The sequence below is a fragment of the Chryseomicrobium palamuruense genome (assembly GCF_042649045.1).
GTDB lineage: Bacteria > Bacillota > Bacilli > Bacillales_A > Planococcaceae > Chryseomicrobium > Chryseomicrobium palamuruense.
On the sequence record NZ_JBHSEF010000026.1, the window covers coordinates 366,515 to 386,569 of the forward strand.

At 41.3% G+C, this 20,055-nt stretch carries 20 protein-coding genes and 1 pseudogene; 17 read left to right on the plus strand and 4 right to left on the minus strand.

The annotated features are described in order from the left end of the window. Positions 1-64: 64 nt before the first annotated feature. Positions 65-1,225, minus strand: coding sequence for a hypothetical protein (locus tag ACFO0S_RS14235; RefSeq protein ID WP_378142757.1), 1,161 nt, complete (start codon positions 1,223-1,225; stop codon positions 65-67). 519 nt (positions 1,226-1,744) lie between these two features. On the opposite strand from ACFO0S_RS14235, the pseudogene ACFO0S_RS14240 reads away from it, so the two are divergent. The 11 genes and pseudogenes from ACFO0S_RS14240 to ACFO0S_RS14290 all read left to right on the plus strand — a co-directional run. Beyond that, a pseudogene (locus tag ACFO0S_RS14240) lies at positions 1,745-2,400 on the plus strand (type I restriction endonuclease subunit R); the annotation flags it as partial. A gap of 27 nt (positions 2,401-2,427) precedes the next feature. Beyond that, complete coding sequence (locus tag ACFO0S_RS14245; protein ID WP_378142758.1) at positions 2,428-2,712, plus strand: hypothetical protein; 285 nt, start codon at positions 2,428-2,430, stop codon at positions 2,710-2,712. Positions 2,713-3,071: 359 nt separating this feature from the next. Further along, complete coding sequence (locus ACFO0S_RS14250) at positions 3,072-3,836, plus strand: helix-turn-helix domain-containing protein (RefSeq protein ID WP_378142759.1); 765 nt, start codon at positions 3,072-3,074, stop codon at positions 3,834-3,836. Then, positions 3,829-4,272, plus strand: coding sequence for a toxin-antitoxin system TumE family protein (locus ACFO0S_RS14255; protein WP_378142760.1), 444 nt, complete (start codon positions 3,829-3,831; stop codon positions 4,270-4,272). Before ACFO0S_RS14250 ends, ACFO0S_RS14255 begins: the two co-directional genes overlap by 8 nt. A gap of 592 nt (positions 4,273-4,864) precedes the next feature. Beyond that, positions 4,865-8,626 carry a hypothetical protein gene (locus ACFO0S_RS14260; RefSeq protein WP_378142761.1) on the plus strand — a complete coding sequence of 1,254 codons (3,762 nt, stop codon included), beginning with the start codon at positions 4,865-4,867 and terminating at the stop codon, positions 8,624-8,626. Between the two features lie 566 nt (positions 8,627-9,192). Continuing rightward, complete coding sequence (locus ACFO0S_RS14265; protein ID WP_378142762.1) at positions 9,193-10,443, plus strand: Y-family DNA polymerase; 1,251 nt, start codon at positions 9,193-9,195, stop codon at positions 10,441-10,443. A gap of 112 nt (positions 10,444-10,555) precedes the next feature. Further along, the gene (locus tag ACFO0S_RS14270) at positions 10,556-12,316 is read left to right on the plus strand and encodes an ABC transporter ATP-binding protein (protein WP_378142763.1); all 1,761 of its coding nucleotides are present in this window, start codon (positions 10,556-10,558) and stop codon (positions 12,314-12,316) included. After that, on the plus strand, positions 12,309-14,096 hold the full coding sequence (locus ACFO0S_RS14275) for an ABC transporter ATP-binding protein (protein ID WP_378142764.1): 1,788 nt from the start codon (positions 12,309-12,311) through the stop codon (positions 14,094-14,096). The genes ACFO0S_RS14270 and ACFO0S_RS14275 overlap by 8 nt, the downstream gene beginning before the upstream one ends. Before the next feature lie 80 nt (positions 14,097-14,176). Then, positions 14,177-14,887, plus strand: a complete 711-nt coding sequence (locus ACFO0S_RS14280; RefSeq protein ID WP_378142765.1) for a cytochrome c biogenesis protein CcdA — start codon at positions 14,177-14,179, stop codon at positions 14,885-14,887. A gap of 14 nt (positions 14,888-14,901) precedes the next feature. Further along, positions 14,902-15,231, plus strand: a complete 330-nt coding sequence (locus ACFO0S_RS14285) for a thioredoxin family protein (protein WP_378142766.1) — start codon at positions 14,902-14,904, stop codon at positions 15,229-15,231. Continuing rightward, positions 15,224-15,715, plus strand: a complete 492-nt coding sequence (locus tag ACFO0S_RS14290) for a CcdC family protein (protein WP_378142767.1) — start codon at positions 15,224-15,226, stop codon at positions 15,713-15,715. Before ACFO0S_RS14285 ends, ACFO0S_RS14290 begins: the two co-directional genes overlap by 8 nt. Positions 15,716-15,731: 16 nt before the next feature. Here the strand turns inward: ACFO0S_RS14290 and ACFO0S_RS14295 are convergent, their stop codons facing one another. Then, positions 15,732-16,160 carry a DUF2621 domain-containing protein gene (locus tag ACFO0S_RS14295; RefSeq protein WP_378142768.1) on the minus strand — a complete coding sequence of 143 codons (429 nt, stop codon included), beginning with the start codon at positions 16,158-16,160 and terminating at the stop codon, positions 15,732-15,734. 105 nt (positions 16,161-16,265) lie between these two features. Here ACFO0S_RS14295 and ACFO0S_RS14300 point away from each other — a divergent pair, with 105 nt between their 5' ends. The 5 genes from ACFO0S_RS14300 (at position 16,266) to ACFO0S_RS14320 (ending at position 18,301) form a co-directional block, all read left to right on the plus strand. Continuing rightward, positions 16,266-16,481: a DUF1659 domain-containing protein gene (locus ACFO0S_RS14300; protein ID WP_378142769.1), complete on the plus strand. Its 216-nt coding sequence runs from the start codon at positions 16,266-16,268 to the stop codon at positions 16,479-16,481. 22 nt (positions 16,482-16,503) lie between these two features. Continuing rightward, positions 16,504-16,716 carry a DUF2922 domain-containing protein gene (locus ACFO0S_RS14305; RefSeq protein ID WP_378142770.1) on the plus strand — a complete coding sequence of 71 codons (213 nt, stop codon included), beginning with the start codon at positions 16,504-16,506 and terminating at the stop codon, positions 16,714-16,716. Between the two features lie 55 nt (positions 16,717-16,771). Next, positions 16,772-16,909 carry a YvrJ family protein gene (locus tag ACFO0S_RS14310; RefSeq protein WP_378142771.1) on the plus strand — a complete coding sequence of 46 codons (138 nt, stop codon included), beginning with the start codon at positions 16,772-16,774 and terminating at the stop codon, positions 16,907-16,909. 63 nt (positions 16,910-16,972) lie between these two features. Then, entirely contained in the window at positions 16,973-17,554 is a 582-nt protein-coding gene (locus ACFO0S_RS14315; protein ID WP_378142772.1) for an SCO family protein, read from the plus strand. A gap of 78 nt (positions 17,555-17,632) precedes the next feature. After that, a complete protein-coding gene (locus ACFO0S_RS14320) occupies positions 17,633-18,301 on the plus strand; it encodes a lytic transglycosylase domain-containing protein (RefSeq protein ID WP_378142773.1) in 669 nt (222 codons plus the stop codon). Positions 18,302-18,331: 30 nt separating this feature from the next. Here the strand turns inward: ACFO0S_RS14320 and ACFO0S_RS14325 are convergent, their stop codons facing one another. Together ACFO0S_RS14325 and ACFO0S_RS14330 are read right to left on the minus strand one after the other, a co-directional pair. Further along, positions 18,332-18,586 (minus strand): GlsB/YeaQ/YmgE family stress response membrane protein, encoded by a 255-nt coding sequence (locus ACFO0S_RS14325; RefSeq protein ID WP_378142774.1) that lies wholly within the window; start codon positions 18,584-18,586, stop codon positions 18,332-18,334. 85 nt (positions 18,587-18,671) lie between these two features. After that, entirely contained in the window at positions 18,672-19,214 is a 543-nt protein-coding gene (locus ACFO0S_RS14330) for a cysteine hydrolase family protein (protein ID WP_378142775.1), read from the minus strand. A gap of 233 nt (positions 19,215-19,447) precedes the next feature. On the opposite strand from ACFO0S_RS14330, the gene ACFO0S_RS14335 reads away from it, so the two are divergent. Further along, positions 19,448-19,939: a DinB family protein gene (locus ACFO0S_RS14335; protein ID WP_378142776.1), complete on the plus strand. Its 492-nt coding sequence runs from the start codon at positions 19,448-19,450 to the stop codon at positions 19,937-19,939. Positions 19,940-20,055 lie beyond the last annotated feature (116 nt).

The following is a 20,055-nucleotide window of genomic DNA, read 5'->3' on the forward strand; positions in this document are numbered from 1 at the left end:
TCGTAATTCTGAAACGGGATTAATCGAGTTATGTTTCTTTAACATTTGATAGTCAATTTAAACATTACTCTTCAATATTTTTGAACATGCTAATTTCTTCTCTACTAATCTTACTAGCGGATAAAGCGGTTTTTCTAGCATCAAGGATTTGCACATCAGTTTTTATGTCATAATCATGATTTAATTGTTCGGCAATAGATTTCAATTTATCAATTTTTTTAAAATCATTATCATAAAAAACAACTACCAGATATATTGCTCTTTTTATGTCTTCTTGTATCATATATTGCAAAAGTTGCGCTTCTAACCCCTTATAAATATTTGTGTTACTCAGCAATTTAATTTCCATTAAAACCTTATAATCATGATTATAAACAAATTTAAAATCAATTGGACCACGGCCATTATTAACTTCTCTTGAAACATTAACTCTTTTACGTATACAGAAAGGTGCTATAGTATTATAAAACAAACTTTGAACACTCTTTTCATTTTTTGGTGTTTTATCATCATTCCATAAGAGTAGATTTAAGTTTTCATTAACTAGGGCATGATTAACATGTCCTATTAAACTTTTTAAGAATATACTCAAATCACTTGAACTTACGAATGTCTCATCTGCTACTTCTATTTTTTCTCCATTTATTTCATCAAATAAATGACTATACTTTCGAGAAATATCGATTGGTATTAAGTCTTCATATAGTTTTATATCAATTCCATAATTTTCGAATACTTTAGTATCTCCCAAAATATATCTATTTAATAATAAATCAATATATTTGAAGTCATGATCTTGAAATAAGTTTTCATAATAAAAATCGAACGTATCTGCGTACATTAAATCCATTTCAATTAACTCTCCATCGCTCATTTCTTCAGAGTCCCTAAAAGGAATCTCATCAATATCTTTCATGTCGTAAATATTTTCTTCGGAGTCAGAATGTAGATCCTCATGAGCCAATAAAATGTGGTAAATTGCGTATTCATGTAAAGGTGTCAACTCATGAATATGCTTATCTCGTGACCAATAATATAAATCTCTTATTGTTTGAAAACACTTTTCTTTTCTTTCAAGAACAGTTAAATCCGGAAAGAAAATAAATAACAGTTCTTCATCCTCTCCGCAATCAAATAGTAAATCGTAATAGAAATCTATAAAGTTCGCTAATTTTTCATTTGCATATTCCATAACTCTATAGTGTACATTGTAAACTTTAATCATTAAAACACCTCCCATTTAAATTTAATTTTGTTATTAGTGTACCCTATCAACAGTTTAACAATAAATATTTTAATTTTAGATATCGAGCCTGCGCACCCATCATTAAATTGTTTAATTTCTGATCTGTCCACTGACAACACTATAAACTTAAGAAGACAAATTTCTATCTAAATGATTATAAATAAACAGGGCTATGTGACATGATTATCTGTCATGCAGCCCTGTTCTTATTTGTATTGTATTGGGAATCAGACCATTGAAAAAAACGGCGGTTTAAACTAAATCCAACTTTTTGAACCGTGCTTCTCACCATCCTCTACTGCGCATTTTAAAATTCAAATTTACTTTATTCAGTATCATTCTCTTTAGTGAGAAGTCACGGAGCCGAGCCACCTTCTCCCAGGGATCAGAGTGCTTGAAAGACCCCACAGGCGGGCGCAAAGTGCAAGCTTTGAGTACCGACGAGGAGGCTTCCGAGTGCTCCCTTAGGAGAAGGTGGTTCGGTGGAGTGGCTTCGAAAAACTACTCCTTCTAATTGACCAAGGCGTAGAACGCTTCAAACGTCTTTCAGAAGAACAACTTGCGTTTAAAGACGTTGCTTTAAAATTCACACGCACGTATAGATTTGTGCTTCAAGTCGTGACATTTATCGATTTGGGTCTTCATAAGCACTATATCTACTTAAACTATTTGCTGCGTAATTTGCCAAGAAGCTCTATAGATAAAGACATCTATCTTGCTGACGACGTTGCACTCGAATACTACCGCAATCAAAAAGTCTTCGAAGGCAGCATCGAACTCGAAAAAACTGGAGGCTCTGAACTTGATCCTCAAAAATACGGCGCAGGTGGGGCAGTAGAAGACGAAAAAGTCCGTTTGTCCTCAATTTTAGAAAAACTAAATGACCGGTTTGGTGCCGAATTCTCAGAGACTGACTATCTATCACGTGAACAAGTGAAAGAAGATATCTTAAATAGTGACGATATTCGTCAAAAAGCTAAAAACAACACGAAAGAGAACTTCAAGTTTGCATTTGAACGGACCTTCATGGACTTCGTTACGATCGTATGAACACCAACCAAGACTTCTTCATGAAAATCCTTAAGAACCCAGAATTTAAAGCGTATATCATGGAGGATATGATGTATGAAGTGTATGGAGAGGTTAACCAGTAGAAGCTTTGTGGATAGGAGGATTTGATAATGAAAAGAAAGCAGCCGTATAGTGTTATGTCTACCTTCAATGAAGAAGAAATTGAGTATATTTTAAATTCGTTTTCTGAACAACTTAAAAATAAGATTTCTATTGATGAAGATTCTTCGAGAATATCTTTCCCGAAATTCACTAAGTATCGACCTGAACTCTGGAAGTCATTTGAAAGTAATAATATAATCTATTATGTTCAAATTCTTGAAGATTATTTGATTTTTGCAGGTGATTTAAAATCTGCCATTAATAAAGTTTTGATATATTCTCAACCTGAATAATCTAAGTCCGGAGCCTGTAATATATTCAGGCCTTTCAAAGGTTGAAGGGAGAATGTACACTTCTTGAAAAAAGGTCTGAGATGTCCCTATATTGGATAAAAGACTCTCTAGAGAAATGATAATAAGAATAGCGGCGCCCCATGACATTATTGTTCGTCATGGGGCGCTGCTTTTGCTTTATTTTATTTTCCACTAGAAAATCAGGCTTGATCATAAATTAGGATTACAAATATTTTTATACTTCTCATGTTATATTTCCGACACCACCACATACAATATTTACAAAAATAAATTTTTGTGTGTTTACAAAATTGACTTATTGTTAAATTTAGTTACAATGGAGGTAAGAGGTGATGACGATGTCAATTCAAGTGTTGGAAAGAACGAAAGACACAATTAATGTGGCATTTCAATCAAAAGATCCAGTATTGTTAGAAAAAGAAATTCAATTTTTACTATATGCATTTTCTGACTTTATCTCCGATATGTTTTCCAATTCGGTTCGATTTATTAGTCTCCGAAAAATGAAAATCAAATCTACAAACCAATTGATGACTCAAACAAATAGTGATGTCCTGCACGAAATCATTGAAATGTTAGAGCAACAAAAAATGGATGGACCGGAATTTAAAACAATTAAATTTTCATTTGATAAACTATTTTCGGAAGTCACTGAAGACGGATATATTGATTACGACTATAATGTGAATGAATTAATGTCTGTAGAAGATGCTGCACAATATCTTGGAGTTTCAAGACCCACTGTCTATAAATATGTAACTAAAGGATTAGAGGTCCAAGAAGTAAATAATGTGAAGAAAATTCCTAAAGTCGCTTTGGACCTTTGGCAAGATGCTACAACAGCATTCGAAATTCAGTGGATGTATCAACAAAATAAAAAAAGATGGCAAACGACAGAAGAGAAAATTGCAGAAGTGCAACAAAAAATAACAGAATTCGAAATGGAATTTGGTGGCGAATTCAACACCTTATATGGGGATTTAAATGACCGTGAAATAGATCAGCTAGATGAGGCTCTTGATCTCTATGATTGGAGAGATTACTTAATTAAAAAGAGTAATTTAATCAAACGGCTAAAAGTTCAAAGAGATACAGATGCCTAAGTCTACTGATTACAGAACACTCATACAAAAATATAGTCATCTATTTCGAGAAGCTCCAGATTTAACTCTAGAAAACATGGGGGAACAAACTATTGTAAAAATCACCTTGTATTTTAAGTCTTGTTATTATGGTGAAACAAGATTGCGTGTTAAAGAATGGTTCAACTCTGATGATGAAAAATTGCAGTATCGATATTCGTGGGAAAAGAATAGAACTAAACCTGGACATATCAGCGCGTGGGAAAATGAATTCCATGAAGTTCCTCATCATCAATTTCCAGATGGTATGGAGACTGATCCACATCACCATCATCATGTACCTGCTGACCGCTCTCAAGTGCAAGAAAACTATACGATTCATGATTTAGATAAAGCTTTAGGGATTATAAAAGAATTCATAGAAAACGGGAAACCTTACGACGGCCAAAAACTATAGTTAGTTATCAGGTCCGTAGCCTACTTTCAATAATGATTGATTTGAAACCCTACAGCGCATTAGCGAGAAAAGACAAACAGCGTTTGCAAACTGCCTGAAAAAAGATCTGAGATGTCCCTGTATTCGATTAAAGACGATTTTTTAGAGAAATGATCATAAGAAGAGCAGTGCCCATGACAGTTTTGTCCGTCATAGGGCGCTGCTTTTGCTTTAATATGTTTTGCAAAAAAAAATCAAGCTTGATTAAGAATATAGAGTTATCAAAGACTCTTTTTTCATACTTCAAAAGAACCCACAGATGGCGCTCATTGCATGATTTGTCACAGGAGCCTGTCACCCTCACATTTCTAAAGCAGCTTTTACTCGGCGATACTTGTTCAATGCTGTTTCAAACTAGCTAGAATGGTGTTGTGGGTTACACAGGCACGCTCTGATTTTTTGGGGAAGGGTGAGGGACTGATTCTCCAGATATTTGTTGTATATATGTCTCATTGTACTTACTGCGCATTCATATGCATCAAGTGGTTAAACTTTTTTTGATTAAGTATAATGGTCTTAATTGGAATTTTCGGAAAAATTGGAGGAATACTTTATGCATTCTAAATTACTAGTTGATGCAACTGATATAGTCCAGTGGGCAGATAGACGTGACTCTCAATCTATACTTCCTCAACTTATTCGAAGCTTGATACTGTCAAGTAGTGAACATATTGAAAAAATTAGCTTTGCTGCAGGGGAAGGAGTAAGTCTAGGTGGATGGGATGGTATTACTATAGTTGAAGAAAGTAGTAGTTTTGTACCAAGTGGCATTACAGTGTGGGAAATGGGGGTAAACAGAAGCGTTAAAAAGAAAGCTGATGATGATTACAAGAAACGAAGTGAAAATCCATTAATTATGATTCCCTCAGAAACCACATATGTTTTTATCACACCTAGGAGATGGGGGAATAAAGATGAATGGACTGAAGAAAGGCAAAAAGAAGGCATTTGGAAGGAAGTTCGGGTTTATGATGCCGATGATCTTGAAACGTGGCTAAGCCAAAGTCCAACTGTTCATGTCTGGTTGTCTATACTTTCAGGAAAGCACCCTCAAAACTGTACTGATTTGTGGAGTTATTGGACTGATTGGTCGGAGGAGACTCAGCCTATAATCTCTTCAGAAATGGTATTAGCAGGGCGTGAAAATATCACAGCAGAAATATATCATTGGCTAAAAAGTTCAACTTCTCCGCTGAGGTTACAAGCAGAAACTCGTGATGAGGCTATAGCAGTATTTGCTGCTGCTATTAATTTACTTCCTTCAACAGAGAAGGATTTCTTTCTATCAAAAGCAATAGTGGTAAATAATTCAGAAGCATGGACTTATTTATCATCATCCCAAAATAATCTTATATTAATTCCTACTTTTGAATTAGAAGGTTTGAGTCGTGCAATTAGAAATGGTCACCAGATTATTATACCTTTGATGCGTTCCGATAGTTCAACGTCAAGTGCTATACAAATTCCGCGTCTTTCTCGTAATAGAGTAACAGAAATCCTAATTGAAATGGGGATTAATGAGAGCCATTCACGAGAACTTGGACTATTAGCTCGAAGAGGACTTACTACATATCGTCGACAAACAGCACTTAGTCCAGAAATCAGGCAGCCTTTATGGGCAAGACCAAGTGAGGCACGATCTCTTATTCCATTATTATTTGCAGGTGCTTGGAATGACAATACAGAAGGAGATAAACAAGCACTCGTTGAATTGGCAGAAACTTCTTACGATAGTCTTACTGAAGTGATAATTAGATGGGCTAATGAATCTGACCCTCCTATCCGTCGCATAGGAGGCGCCTGGTACATAATTTCAAAGGAAGATGCATGGTCACTCTTAATTCGTTACGTTACCCCTGCAGATATTGAAAAATTTAGATTAGTAGCTCTCAAAGTTCTTGGTACAATTAATCCTAAATTTAATTTGCCCGTCGAAAAGCGTTTGTTGGCAAAGGTGATTGGTTATTCATCTAATTATTCCGAACTTTTTATAAGAGATCTAGCTGATACATTAGCGTTTTTGGGAGCTAAGGAAGATTCTTTTCATGCTACTTTATCGTTAAGAACTTATTCTTCAAAAATTATTTATGAGTTATTTAATGATTCAAAAGGAAGCTGGCAAGTATGGTCTTCATTATCCTCTGTTCTCCCATTGCTTGCAGAGGCGGCGCCAGTCCAATTTCTTCAAGCGCTTGAAGACGAAATATTAAATGAGGAGACGATTTTAGAGCTTTTTAATGATCAAAAAGACTCTCTATTTGGATCTTCTCCTCATACAGGACTACTTTGGGCACTTGAAACACTCGCATGGAATCCTGAATATCTTGGTCGAACTTCCATATTGTTAGCTAAGTTAAGTAAAATCGACCCTGGTGGTAAAATATCTAATCGACCTAAGAATAGTCTTCGTGAAATATTTTTGACATGGAATCCTCAAACCTCTGCTTCTACTGAACAACGTCTTCAAACCCTTGAAGTTCTATTAAAAAGGGAACCAAATATTGGTTTGGATTTGTTATGCGAATTACTTCCAAAGAATCATCCCATAGGGCACAGCACGTCTAAGCCAAAATGGAGGAACTGGGCTCCAGATTCTAAAAGATATATTTCAGAAGCAGAATATAAAAAAGCAACTCATGAAATTGTGAAACTCTTATTAAAGGAGGTAGGAGTTTCGGGTAGACATTGGGTTAAAATCATTAATGCCATACCAAGGTTACCTTTAGAGGACTTTGAAATAGTTTTAAATGAGCTTAAGAGAATAAGTAATATCGACATTGGGTCAGAAGAAAAGGCACTGATTTGGAACGCGATCAGAAAAGAAATTTCAAGGCATCGCTCTTTCCCTGATGCAGATTGGGCTCTTCCTATGGAAATAGTAAATCGATTAGAGGAAACTTATCATAAATTTGAAATTCAAGAGCCAGTTTCACGCTATAGTTGGTTATTTAGTTCCAGACCTGAACTACTAGAAGGGCGTGAAGCGGATTGGAAAGCGCATAAGGAAAAACTTAATGAAGAAAGGGTAAGTGTACTAAATCATATATATAATAGATTTGGGATTGAGGGAGTAATTGATCTGATTATTAATGTCGAAGATCCACTTCAGGTGGGTTCAGCACTTGGTAAAAACCAATTATCGGAAATCGAAGAGAATAAGATTCTTATAGATTACTTGGACTCGCCTGATATAAAATTTTCACAGTTCGCTCGTGGATATACCTTAGGTAGTATTGAAAGCTTTGGGAATGACTGGGCACTAAAAAAGTTAGAAGTAGCTATGGAATGGGAGGCAAATAAAAAAGCAGAAATATTATTATGTTTACCTTCTAATGAAACTACATGGGATTTGGTACAGCAATCAGGTGATGAGGTCGAGAGAAGGTACTGGTCATTGATTTCTCCATACCTAATAAATGACAAAGGTTTAGAAAGGGCGTTTGACAAGTATTCACAATACAATCTACCTTATTCAGCAATAGAGTTATTATCATTACACATAAAAATTGCCGAACCCTCCAAAATAGTAGAAGCCCTAAGAAAAGCACTTGATGTATCATCAATAGATAATTTGAACTCTGATTCATTTTCTTACGATATTTCTATCTTGTTTCAGAAACTTGAAGCTTCTAATGATATTGAAGAAGAGAAAATAGCATCTTTGGAATGGGCATACCTCCCTATTCTAGATCGTTGTGGCCATGCTCCTAAGCTTCTGCATGATGAATTGGGACGTAACCCAAAGTTTTTTGCAGAAGTAATATCGCTTGTTTATAATGCGGAGAATGAGGAATTGAAAGAATCTACCTACGAGGAACGTCAGCGTGCCTCCCAAGGTGATGACCTTTTGAAATCATGGCGCACTTTACCAGGTTTTAAGAAAGATAACAGTGTTGATAAGCAGGAGTTAATTGAGTGGGTTAGCAACACTCTAAAGTACACTCTTGATTTGTATAGAGGTACAATAGGGGCTAACTATGTTGGTAAATTATTAAGTGCATCTATTGTTGGGAGCGATGGTGGATGGCCACATGAAGCTGTTCGAGATGTTATCGAGCAGTTCAGTAATACAAACCTCGAAAAAGGATTTACTACAGGCGTGTATAACAGTAGGGGAGTTGTAACCAAAAGTATAACTGAGGGAGGGGCGCAGGAGAGAATACTTGCCGACAGGTATAATGGTTATGCAAATATCTCTGATGCACGCTGGCCACGTACAAGTGCATTACTCCGTTCTATCGCTGACTGCTACAGCAGGGAGGCACAACAGGAGGATATAAGAGCTGAGCTTAGAGAAGATTTAGACCACTATTGACTTAATATAATTTTAGAAGTGTCGCCTTGAAGGTAAGTAGGAATTTTTTAACTTCTTCAGATCTTTAGCCCGTCACAGGCACGCTTGTCTGCTGTCATACATTTAGGTCTTCCAATGGCTGTGGGGAGAATGCACCCTTCCCGCAAAAAGGTCTGAGATGTCCCTATATTTGATTAAAGACGATTTTCTAAAGAAATGATAATAAGAAGAGCAGCGCTCCATGACAAGATTGTTCGTCATGGAGCGCTGCTTTTGCTTTCTTCTCTTTTGCACAAGAAAATCAGACTTGATTAAGAATTTAGGATGATTAAAGGCTCTTCTTTCATCCTTCAAAAGAACACACATCTGGCGTTCATTGAAGGATTGGTCATCGGACCTGTCACCCTCACAATTCTGGAGCAACTTTTGATCAGACACACTTCTTCGACGTTATCTCGAACTGTGTCTGATCAAAAGCTAGAATGGTGTGGGTAACAGGCACGCTCTTCTGCTTGAACAAGTATTCTATATTGTATAAGAACACTTGTTCGATGTATACTAAGAAAAAATAGAAAGGCGGGATTTACATGTATGAACTGCTTGAACCGCGGAAGATCCTTTGCATCGATATGCAAAGTTTCTTTGCAAGCTGTTCTGCTGCTGTACACGGCCTCGATATTCAACAAGAAGCCATTGCCATCGTCGGCAACCTTGAACAAAAAGGAAGTGTGGTGCTCGCCGCATCGTCACCGATGAAAAAACGCTTCGGCGTCAAGACAGGTACACGTCTGTTTGAAATTCCAAATCACCCCGACATTCGCATCATCCAGCCACAGATGGAGCTCTACGTCAAAATCTCGGCAGAAATCACACGCTATCTGAATCAGATCGTCCCGATGGAAGACATCCATGTCTACAGCATTGATGAAAGCTTTATCGATATTAAAGGTACGGAACATTTGTGGGGAGACGCTTGGGATGTAGCCCGTAAGATTCGCAGCGACTTGCTGCGACAATTCCAAGTGCCGTGCACCATCGGCATCGGGCCGAACATGCTGCTTGCGAAACTCGCGCTTGATCTCGAAGCCAAAAAGACAACGTTTGCCGAATGGACGTATGAAGACGTACCCACGAAATTATGGCCAGTATCTCCACTGCGGGATGTCTGGGGCATTGGCCCGCGTCTCGAGCGCACACTGCACAGTATGGGTATCTATACGATGGGGGACCTGGCCCATACACCGCTTGAACGACTCGAAGACAAGTTCGGCGTCATGGGGAATCAACTCTACCATCATGCGTGGGGCATTGATCTTTCGGACATCGGCGCTCCACTCATGGAAGGACAAGTGAGCTACGGCAAAGGACAGATCCTGTTCCGCGACTACAATTCCAAAAAAGAAGTAATGGCGGTCGTCCTTGAGATGACAGAAGACGTTGGGCGGCGTCTACGTGAAGCGAAGAAAGTGGGCCGGACGATGCACATGAGCATCGGCTACAGCAAGTTCGGGGGCTTCAGCCGCTCCATGTCCATTGACGAAGCAACCAACCGTACATCCGTCATCTATGAAGCTTTTGACCTTCTGATGGACACATTTTATGACGGCTCTCCCGTGCGACGGATCGCCCTGTCAGTTTCGAACCTGGAAGAAGACGAAAGCCTCCAACTCAATCTCTTTTCTCACCGGGAGCAGTTGCGCGAAGAACGACTCGGAAAAACCGTTGATGCCCTTCGTCGGAAATATGGATCGACCGCAGTACTCCGGGCGGTATCCTATACTGCAGATGGGACGGCGCGATACCGGGCAACGCTCCTTGGTGGACATAATAAGTTGTAAGTGCAACTATTTCAGTTTTCGAAACTATTTTAGTCGTTCATCTTCCGAAATGTGTGAACATTTGCTAAACTAAATAAGGTTTTCAATTTGTACGAGAAAAGGGGAACGACACATGAGGGTATTTTTAGACCTTGCCTGGTTCTTTAAAGAGAGAAAATGGCATTACGGACTTGGCATCGTCATGTTGCTGTTTGTTGCATTTTTGACACTGATTCCCCCACGCATCATCGGGGAAGTCGTCGATGCCATCAATGAAGAGCGACTCACATCACAGCTTCTTACGCAGTGGCTGGGCCTACTTGCTGGAGCCGCCGTCCTTATGTATATCCTTCGCTATTACTGGCGAATGATGATTTTTGGTTCGGCCATCTTATTGGCACGACGCATGCGACAAACATTATTTACACATTTTAGCCGAATGTCACCTGCGTTTTATCAGAAACGCCGCGTCGGGGACTTGATGGCACATGCAACGAACGATTTATCGGCTGTCCAACAAACAGCGGGTGCGGGAGTTTTGACACTTGTCGACTCTCTTGCTACAGGCGGTTTCGTAATTGCCGCGATGGCCATCACCATCAACTGGAAGCTGACGCTGATCGCACTTCTTCCGATGCCACTTATGGTTTTATCGACTAGCTATTACGGTCGATTGTTGCATCAGCGCTTCCGCTTCGCCCAAGAAGCCTTCTCCGATTTGAATGACAAATCGCAAGAAAGCATCAGCGGAATCAAGGTAATCAAGACGTTTGGCCAAGAAAAAGAAGACACTGAAGATTTCAAACGACTGTCTCAAGATGTCGTTGATAAAAATGTCCACGTAGCAAAAGTCGATTCCTTATTCGACCCGACCATTTCTCTGATTGTCGGCGCCTGTTTCTTCTTAGCCATCAGCTTCGGGACACAATTTATCTTGGCTGAAGAAATGACAATCGGACAACTCGTGGCATTCAATACGTATCTTGGTTTGCTTGTGTGGCCCATGCTTGCTTTTGGCTGGCTGTTCAACATTGTGGAACGTGGCCGTGCTTCATATGACCGAATCCGACAGCTCCTATCTGAGCCTGTGGACATCGATGATCGTGTCGGTGCACTGGAGATGAAACCAGAAGGAAAAGTGACATTTGCGATTGATTCGTTCTCCTTCCCAGGAGATGAACGTGTTGCTTTACACAATGTTCACTTCACGCTTGACCGAGGGGAAACACTCGGTATTGTCGGACGGACCGGTTCCGGAAAGACCGCCATACTGAAGCTATTGATGCGAGAGTTCGAAGGGTATCAAGGTCACATCACCTATGGTCAGCATGACATTCGCGATTACAAAAAAGAAAGTCTACTCGAAGCGATTGGGTATGTTCCGCAAGATCATTTCTTGTTCTCGACAACAGTGGGACTCAATGTCGCGTTCACAAATGTCAAAGCCTCACAACAAGAAATCGAACGGGCAACCAAGCTCGCAGCGATTCACGAAGACATTTTACGTTTTACCGATGGCTACAACACCATTGTGGGTGAGCGAGGGGTTTCGCTCTCAGGTGGTCAGAAGCAGCGGATTTCGATTGCGCGGGCTCTGATGATGAAGCCAGAGCTTCTCATTTTGGATGACTCTCTGTCTGCAGTCGATGCAAAGACAGAGGAAGCGATCTTGGAATCACTGAAAGGTGAGCGAACGGACGAAACGACCATCATTACGTCGCACCGTCTGAGTGCAATCCAGCATGCACACCAGATCATCGTCATGGAGAACGGGACAATCAAAGAAAAAGGCACGCATGAGGAGCTTATGGCTCTAGAAGGTACGTATTTCGAGATGTATCAGCTCCAGCAGCTCGAGTCACTCGTAGAGCAAGGAGGGGATCTGAATGGATGAGAAAATGCCCAAACTGACCGGTAAAATGCAGTGGCAAGTGTTGAAACGCCTTCTGCGCTATTTGATTCCTCATAAAAAGATGATGGCGATTGCGCTTGTGTTATTAACGCTGACGGTCATCGGGGATCTGGTAGGCCCATATCTCATCAAGGTCTACATCGATGAATACTTAACGGTCGGTTCCTTTCCGCAAGCAGCTATCATTGGACTTGCCGGAGGATACATCTTCATTCAAATCAGTAACGTGATTATCAGTTACTTCCAGCTGATGACCTTCCAAAAGCTTGCACTGAAAATCATTCAGACGATGCGAATCGATGTGTTCACCAAGGTCCAGGGTCTTGGCATGCGCTATTTTGACCGGACGCCTGCTGGAAGCATCGTGTCCCGCGTCACAAATGATACGGAAGCTATTAAAGACATGTTTGTCAGTGTCTTAGTCGGATTCGTGCAAGCCGGTTTCTTGATCATCGGGGTGTATATTGCGATGTTCTTGATTAATCCGCAGCTTGCCCTGATGGCGACTCTGCTTCTACCAATCCTTGGTTTGATTATCTACACGTACAGAAAACATAGCTCGGTCGTCTATCAAGACCTACGCGAGCGCTTGTCACAATTAAATGCGAAACTTGCCGAATCACTTGCCGGAATGGGGATGATTCAAGCGTTTCGCCAAGAAAAACGGCTTCGCGACGAGTTTAGTGAAATCAATGATGCACATTTTCGAGCAGGCAGACGCAACATCAAACTGGATAGCTTATTGCTTCGACCAGCCATCGACCTTGTCTATGCACTGGCCATCATCCTTGTACTTAGCTACTTCGGGATCACATCGTTCACAAGTCCTGTAGAAATCGGAGTCATCTATGTTTTTGTTACGTATATCGACCGATTCTTTGAGCCGATTAATCAAGTAATGCAACGTTTATCGATCTTCCAGCAAGCCATCGTGGCTGCTTCCCGCGTATTTAAACTCATGGATGAGGAAGACATGGCTCCTGCACAAAGTGAACAGCCAAAGGCAAAAATCGAGCAAGGCAAGATCGAGTTTCGCAATTTGACGTTTTCTTATGACGGACGCCAAGATGTTCTAAAAAACATTTCATTTACTGCAGAACCCGGTCAAACCGTCGCCCTCGTCGGTCATACAGGGAGTGGAAAGAGCTCGATCATCAATTTGCTCATGCGTTTTTATGAATATGAAAACGGCGACATCCTGATTGACGGTCATTCCTTAAAAGACTTTCCGATGAATGAACTGCGGAAAAAAATGGGGCTCGTGCTCCAGGATCCGTTCCTTTTCTATGGAGACATCGAGAGCAATATCCGTCTCCATGACTCCGAGATGACAAGTGCGCAAGTACGAGCGGCAGCCGAATTCGTTCAAGCCGATTCGTTCATTCGGGAACTACCGGACGGGTATCAACAAAAAGTGACCGAGCGCGGCTCGACCTTCTCCAGTGGTCAGCGTCAGCTCGTGGCGTTTGCCCGCACCATGGCCACAGATCCGAAAGTACTCATCCTCGACGAAGCGACAGCGAATATCGATACGGAAACCGAAGTCGCGATTCAGACAAGCCTTGAAAAAATGCGAAAAGGACGGACGACGATTGCAATCGCTCACCGCCTGAGCACCATCCAAGATGCCGAACTGATTCTCGTCTTGCACCAAGGAGAGATCGTCGAGCGTGGTACGCACCAAGAACTGATTCGTCAAAAAGGCTTATACCATAAGATGTATCAGCTTCAAAACGGTATTGTCCAAGAACAACTGTCATAGAAATGTCATAAGCAACAGTAGGGTCTTTTCGCTCGAATTCTGATACGATAAACACAGTGAATACGAGAGGGTGATTGATTTTGGCAACCGATGTAACCATCTGGCTTGCTTTTGGGGCAGGGTTTTTGAGTTTTATCTCGCCTTGTACGCTTCCTCTGTATCCGGCATTTTTGTCGTATATAACTGGAATGTCGATCGAAGAGATCAAAACAGATAAAAAGAAAATGCAGACTAGAGGGATGTTCCACACGCTCTTCTTCTTACTCGGCTTTTCGGCCATCTTTATTGCACTGGGCTTCGCTACGTCGTGGCTCGGTACAGTCTTTATCCAATATGGTGATTTGATTCGCCAAATCGGGGCTATCTTGATTATCGTTTTCGGACTTCTTGTCGTTGGTGTTTTCAAACCGGAGATGCTGATGTCTGAAAAACGTCTTCAATTTAAGAATCGTCCGTCTGGTTATTTCGGAAGCAGCTTGATCGGTATGGCATTTGCTGCAGGATGGCAACCATGTACAGGGCCAATCCTTGCAGCGGTCCTTGTCATGGCAGGATCCAATCCGGAGCTTGGCGTCTGGTATATGGTCGCGTATGTCCTTGGATTTGCCATTCCGTTCTTCTTGCTATCGTTCTTTGTGACACGTACGCAGTGGATGCGCAAAAACAGCGGGAAGTTTATGAAAGTAGGGGGCTATATCATGATTGCCATCGGGGTGTTATTGTTCTTTGATGGCTTGACATGGATCATCCGTTTACTTAGTCCGATATTTGGCGACTTTACAGGCTTTTAGGGAGGCAATGAGTCATGAAAGAAATCACTTCATATGATCAGTGGCTTCACGCCTGGGAAGACGAACGTATCGGTCTCTTATTTGTGAAGACAACAGGCTGTTCGGTATGTGACGGGTTACTCCCGCAAGTCGAAGCGATTGAGGAAGATTATCACATTCCATTCTATAAAGTGAATATCGCAAATGTTCCGGAAGTGGCGGGGCAACTTGGTCTCTTTACAGCACCGGTTGTACTGTTGTGGAAAGAAGGACGCGAGATGCAGCGCTTCGCACGATTTGTTCCGATGGAAGAGCTAAAGCTACGTTTGCAGGAGCTAGAAGAGTGGTGTGGAGAAGATGCCTAACTGGATCTCGCAAGAACTGCTTGTCACGTTTTCTCTCGTCAGTGCGGTTGTGATGGGTACTCTTCTTACCATCCTCCGCAGTAAAGCTGCGAAACGACCAGCAAGTACAAAAAAGATTTTGCTACCGCCACTCTTCATGTCCACGGGAGCGCTGATGTTCATGTTTCCGTTCTTTCGAGTACCTTGGATCAACGTACTCGAAGCCATCGCTGTCGGGATGTTGTTTTCTATCCTGCTCATCAAAACTTCCAATTTTGAGCACCGGGCCGGGGACATCTATTTGAAGCCATCTAAGGCATTTTTATTTATCCTTGTTGGACTCTTGATCGTTCGGATTCTACTCAAGTTGCTCCTTAGCAGTGAAATCCATGTAGGAGAACTCAGCGGCATGTTCTGGTTACTCGCTTTTGGCATGATAGTTCCGTGGCGCCTGATGATGTATAAAAAATACAAAGACATACAAAAAGAGACCGTTCACAGGTGATGTGAGCGGTCTCTTTTTAGTGAAAATAGGATTCATACGAAGTAAGATCGATTTTTAATTCATCCATCTTTTTACGTAAAAACTTATGGTCCCGTTTAGGCGTAGCTAATATATACCCACGGATTAATAGCTCCTGAGTGATGGCATCTGCCTTTTCCTCTAGTGCGAGCTGACCAATACGTCCTGCGATCTTTTGCTTGGCTACAGGACGGAACAGTTCTGGAACAGGCTCGACCAGTTCATTCAGCAATGCTTTTTGTTCATCCGACCATAGATGAATCGTTTGGTCGACATAATAGGATTCCCAATCGAGATCCGATTTTCCATCTTCTTTCGGGAGCGCTTTTAAAAACTTGCGGAACATGAAATAGCCACCGATGGCCATCAATGAAATCAGCACGACGACCCAAAATAATATAAACCACAAAAACCAACCTTCAAGCACAGTCGTTCACCTCGAGATAAGTATACAAGTTTCCGAACAGAATTTCATCCAGAGGTGTCCCTTTTCACAGAACTTTTCTATTTAGTGTGTGAAGGGGGTGAGAACATGGCAGCGTATAACTTTAAAAGTGCAGTCCTTCGTTTAGTGTATGATGACGGACTCACAATCGACGGCAAACCGAAACGTAAAGTCAAAACGTATTCAGGAATGCTTGAAAGTGCAACCGCCGACCAGATGGTGCAAGCAGCAGACGCATTTAGCAGCTTATCATCTAAAGCATTGATCGGTGCAGAAAAACAGCAAATCAGCGACATCTACTAATTCGTAAAGGAGGAATACAGACATGGCGAAAACCTTACAACTGGAATTTGCGAATGCAGCGGGCAAGACGATGCTGCTATCGGTCGATGAGCCGACCGAGACGCTGACGGGTGTAGAAGTGACACAAGCAATGAATGCCATCATTGCCTCGTCCCTGTTCTTTGTGGATGGATCACCAGTCACGACCATTCACGGTGCCCAAATCGTGGAACGACAAGTCCAAGAACTGATCTAATCGATAAGTCTCCTCTATCCCGAGGAGACTTTTTTTATAGAAAGGAGGGAACAGCATGGAACAGTGGATTCAACTCATCCAAGAAATCGGGTTTCCGGTCGTGGTGTCGTTTTATTTACTCCATCGCATCGAATCTCGCTTAGAAGCGATACGCGACGTCCTCGTGACCATTGCTCCTGTCACAAAAGTGTAAGAACTTACGGATTGAATGCCACTTCGTTTCAGTCTATGATGAATAGTGATGAGGAGTGATCACATGAAACGATGGATGCTGATGCTTATAGCCTCTCTACTGGTCCTAACAGGGTGCGGTGGTGGCTTTGAAGCACAGACAAACTGGGAAGTAGAAGATTTCTCATTCACGACCCACCGAAATGAAACACTGGCCCTAGAAGATCTAAAAGGCGAGATTTGGCTCGCAACATTTATTTTCACGAACTGTGCCACCGTTTGTCCGCCGATGACGGCTAATATGACGGATATCCAAGAGTCATTGGAAGCAGAAGGGGTAGAAGGCTATAAAATCGTTGCATTTAGCGTTGACCCTGACGTGGATACACCGGAAGTGCTGACAGAGTACTTGGGAATGTATGAATTAACGGATGAATCAAAGTGGGAACTACTGACTGGGTACGACCAGACGTTCATCTCCCAATTTGCACGTAATTCATTTAAAACAGCAGTCCAGAACGATCCGAACTCGGATCAAGTGATTCACGGGACAAGTTTTTACTTAGTTGATCAAGAAGGAATTGTGGTGAAGAGCTACAGCGGTGTCAGCAATGTTCCGGTCGAGGAAATCACCCAAGATATGAAAGCTTTATCAGAAGAAAACTAACTGTCCCGGGCGGACAGTTTTTTCATTGGGTAGAACGGTGTATGATAGAAGAAGCATATATAGGGGGAAGCGGACCGAATGAAAAAGAAAGTCTCCAAACAAATTACGATACGGCTATGGGCTGCAGCGCTCCTTGCGCCTATTTTAGTGGTCGGTTATTTTATCAGTGTCATTGGATGGCATGAACTGCAAAACATACCGTGGGCACACGAAGTGAATCAGTTCATTTCATCGAAAGCTATCGAATTCAGAGACCCTGAGATTCCGGAAGAATACATAGATGTCTATCAATCGGCTGAGGCGGAGTACGGGGTGCCTTGGCAATTACTCGCTGCTCATCACCGAATTGAAACACGCTTTTCTACGATGGACCCACTTCTGTCTCCAGTAGGAGCGGAAGGACATATGCAGTTTATGCCTTGCACATTTGTTGGGTGGTCACACCCGACATGTAGCGGTCTCGGACAGGGAGAGATTCCAGTTGAAGACAAAACCAATCCGAAAGTGATTGCTGTATATGGGGGATACGGGGTGGACGGGGACGGAGACGGAATCGCAGACCCTTATAATATTTATGATGCTGTTTTCAGTGCTGCGAACTATTTAGGGGCGAATGGAGCAGCGGATGGAGAATTGGAACGAGCCATCTTCAATTACAATCGAAGCGACGCATATGTCAAAGACATCTTGTACTTTTTTGCGCAGTACGAAGAAAAGTACCCCGAACGAGTCACACGAAGCCAATAAAAAAGCCTCCAAGCGGAGGCTTTTTTCTGGTTATGCTGCTTTACGCATCGATTTTAAGATGAATGATACGATGAAGACCACTAAGATCGCACCGATCAATGCTGGAATGATGGCCATTCCCCAAACTGTTGGACCAAAGTCAGAGAATAGAAGTCCACCGACCCAAGCACCGATAATACCTGCAATGATGTTTCCGACAATACCACCAGGAATATCTTTACCAAGAATAAGTCCAGCCAACCATCCGATGATACCACCAATTATTAAGTATAAAATGAATCCCATGTCTTTCACTCCTTGTCTAATGTTAGTGTATGAGTACACTCTCTATATAACCGTCGACAAAGAATCATAAACCTTTTATTAAAAATTATTTTACAATGGCACCTAAAGTTGTTTCAAAGTGGCGAAGTGCCCACGCATGACCTTCCGGATCAAACGAAGCGACCGCATCTCGATGTACCGTGATTTGATATCCTAGATTATAGGCATCGACCGCCGTGTGGAGGACACAGATGTCGGTGCATACACCAACTATATGAACATGAGTGACACCGCGTTCTCTCAAGTATTGATCTAAGTTGGTTCCACTAAACGAGCTGTATCTGCGTTTATCCATCCAATAAATGCTTTCTTTATGGTTTTGATAAAAGGTATTCAAACTCCCATATAAATCTCGACCAGACGTTCCTTCAATATTATGCGGGGGAAAGAGCTTGGTTTCGGGATGGAATGGGTCATATTTAAAGTGAAGATCGACTGGAAAGACGATTTCATGTTGCTCTTTTAAAAATATCTCACAAAGTTCTACAATCCTTTTTTCAATGACTTGACCTGGCTTTCCGCACGTGAGGGATCCCTCATCCGCTACAAAATCAAATGTATAATCGACCACTAGTAATGCTTCTTTCATTTTTATCCACCTTTCGGCCATATTATTTTAAAAATGTTCTGAAAAATTGTATACTAAAAAATAAAGGAGGCAACAATTATGGATCGTGACATGCATGTCAAGTGGACTAAGCATGGAACTTGGTTCGCCATCTTACACACCGCATTTGTTGTAACACTCGCTTTTGATTTTATTCAATTTTACTAAAAGAGTGGATGAGCTTTCCACTCTTTTTGTCTGTGAGGAGGAAGAAGATGCGTACACTAGAGTTGCTAAATGAAGCAAGAGAAGAATTAGTAAAAGAGTTCCATCAGTTTTCCGATGAAGAAATCAATCAAAAACCCGATGCCGATACGTGGAGCGCGAAAGAATTATGTGAACACTTATGGAAAATGGAAGGGTATGTAATGGAGCAATTAGCAGACGAGAAAATAGAAGCAAAAGGTGCCGTCTACAAACCCGTCCGACTTACGACGATGCGTCAGATTAAAGTAGAAGCACCGGGCATGTTGCAACCAGAACTTGGGGATATATCAAAAGATGAGATCTTAAACCATCTGTTCTCCCGTCGCATGCAGCTGATCGAACAATATAAAAAGCATAAATCCGCCGGACGATTAAAGGATTCTGCAAAACATCCTGTATTTATGAGACTAAAAGTAAAGCAGTGGTACGATTATATTGGTTATCACGAAAAACGCCATACTGAACAATTAAAACGGATTCGTCAACAGCTGAACTCATAAGAATTACTTATTAAGATTAATAATTTTAATGTAATTTACTTATCAAGTCGTCTAGCGTATGATTAATAGTGGAGAAAAGCGACACCATGTCTCTTTCAAGAATGTAAAGGAGGAAA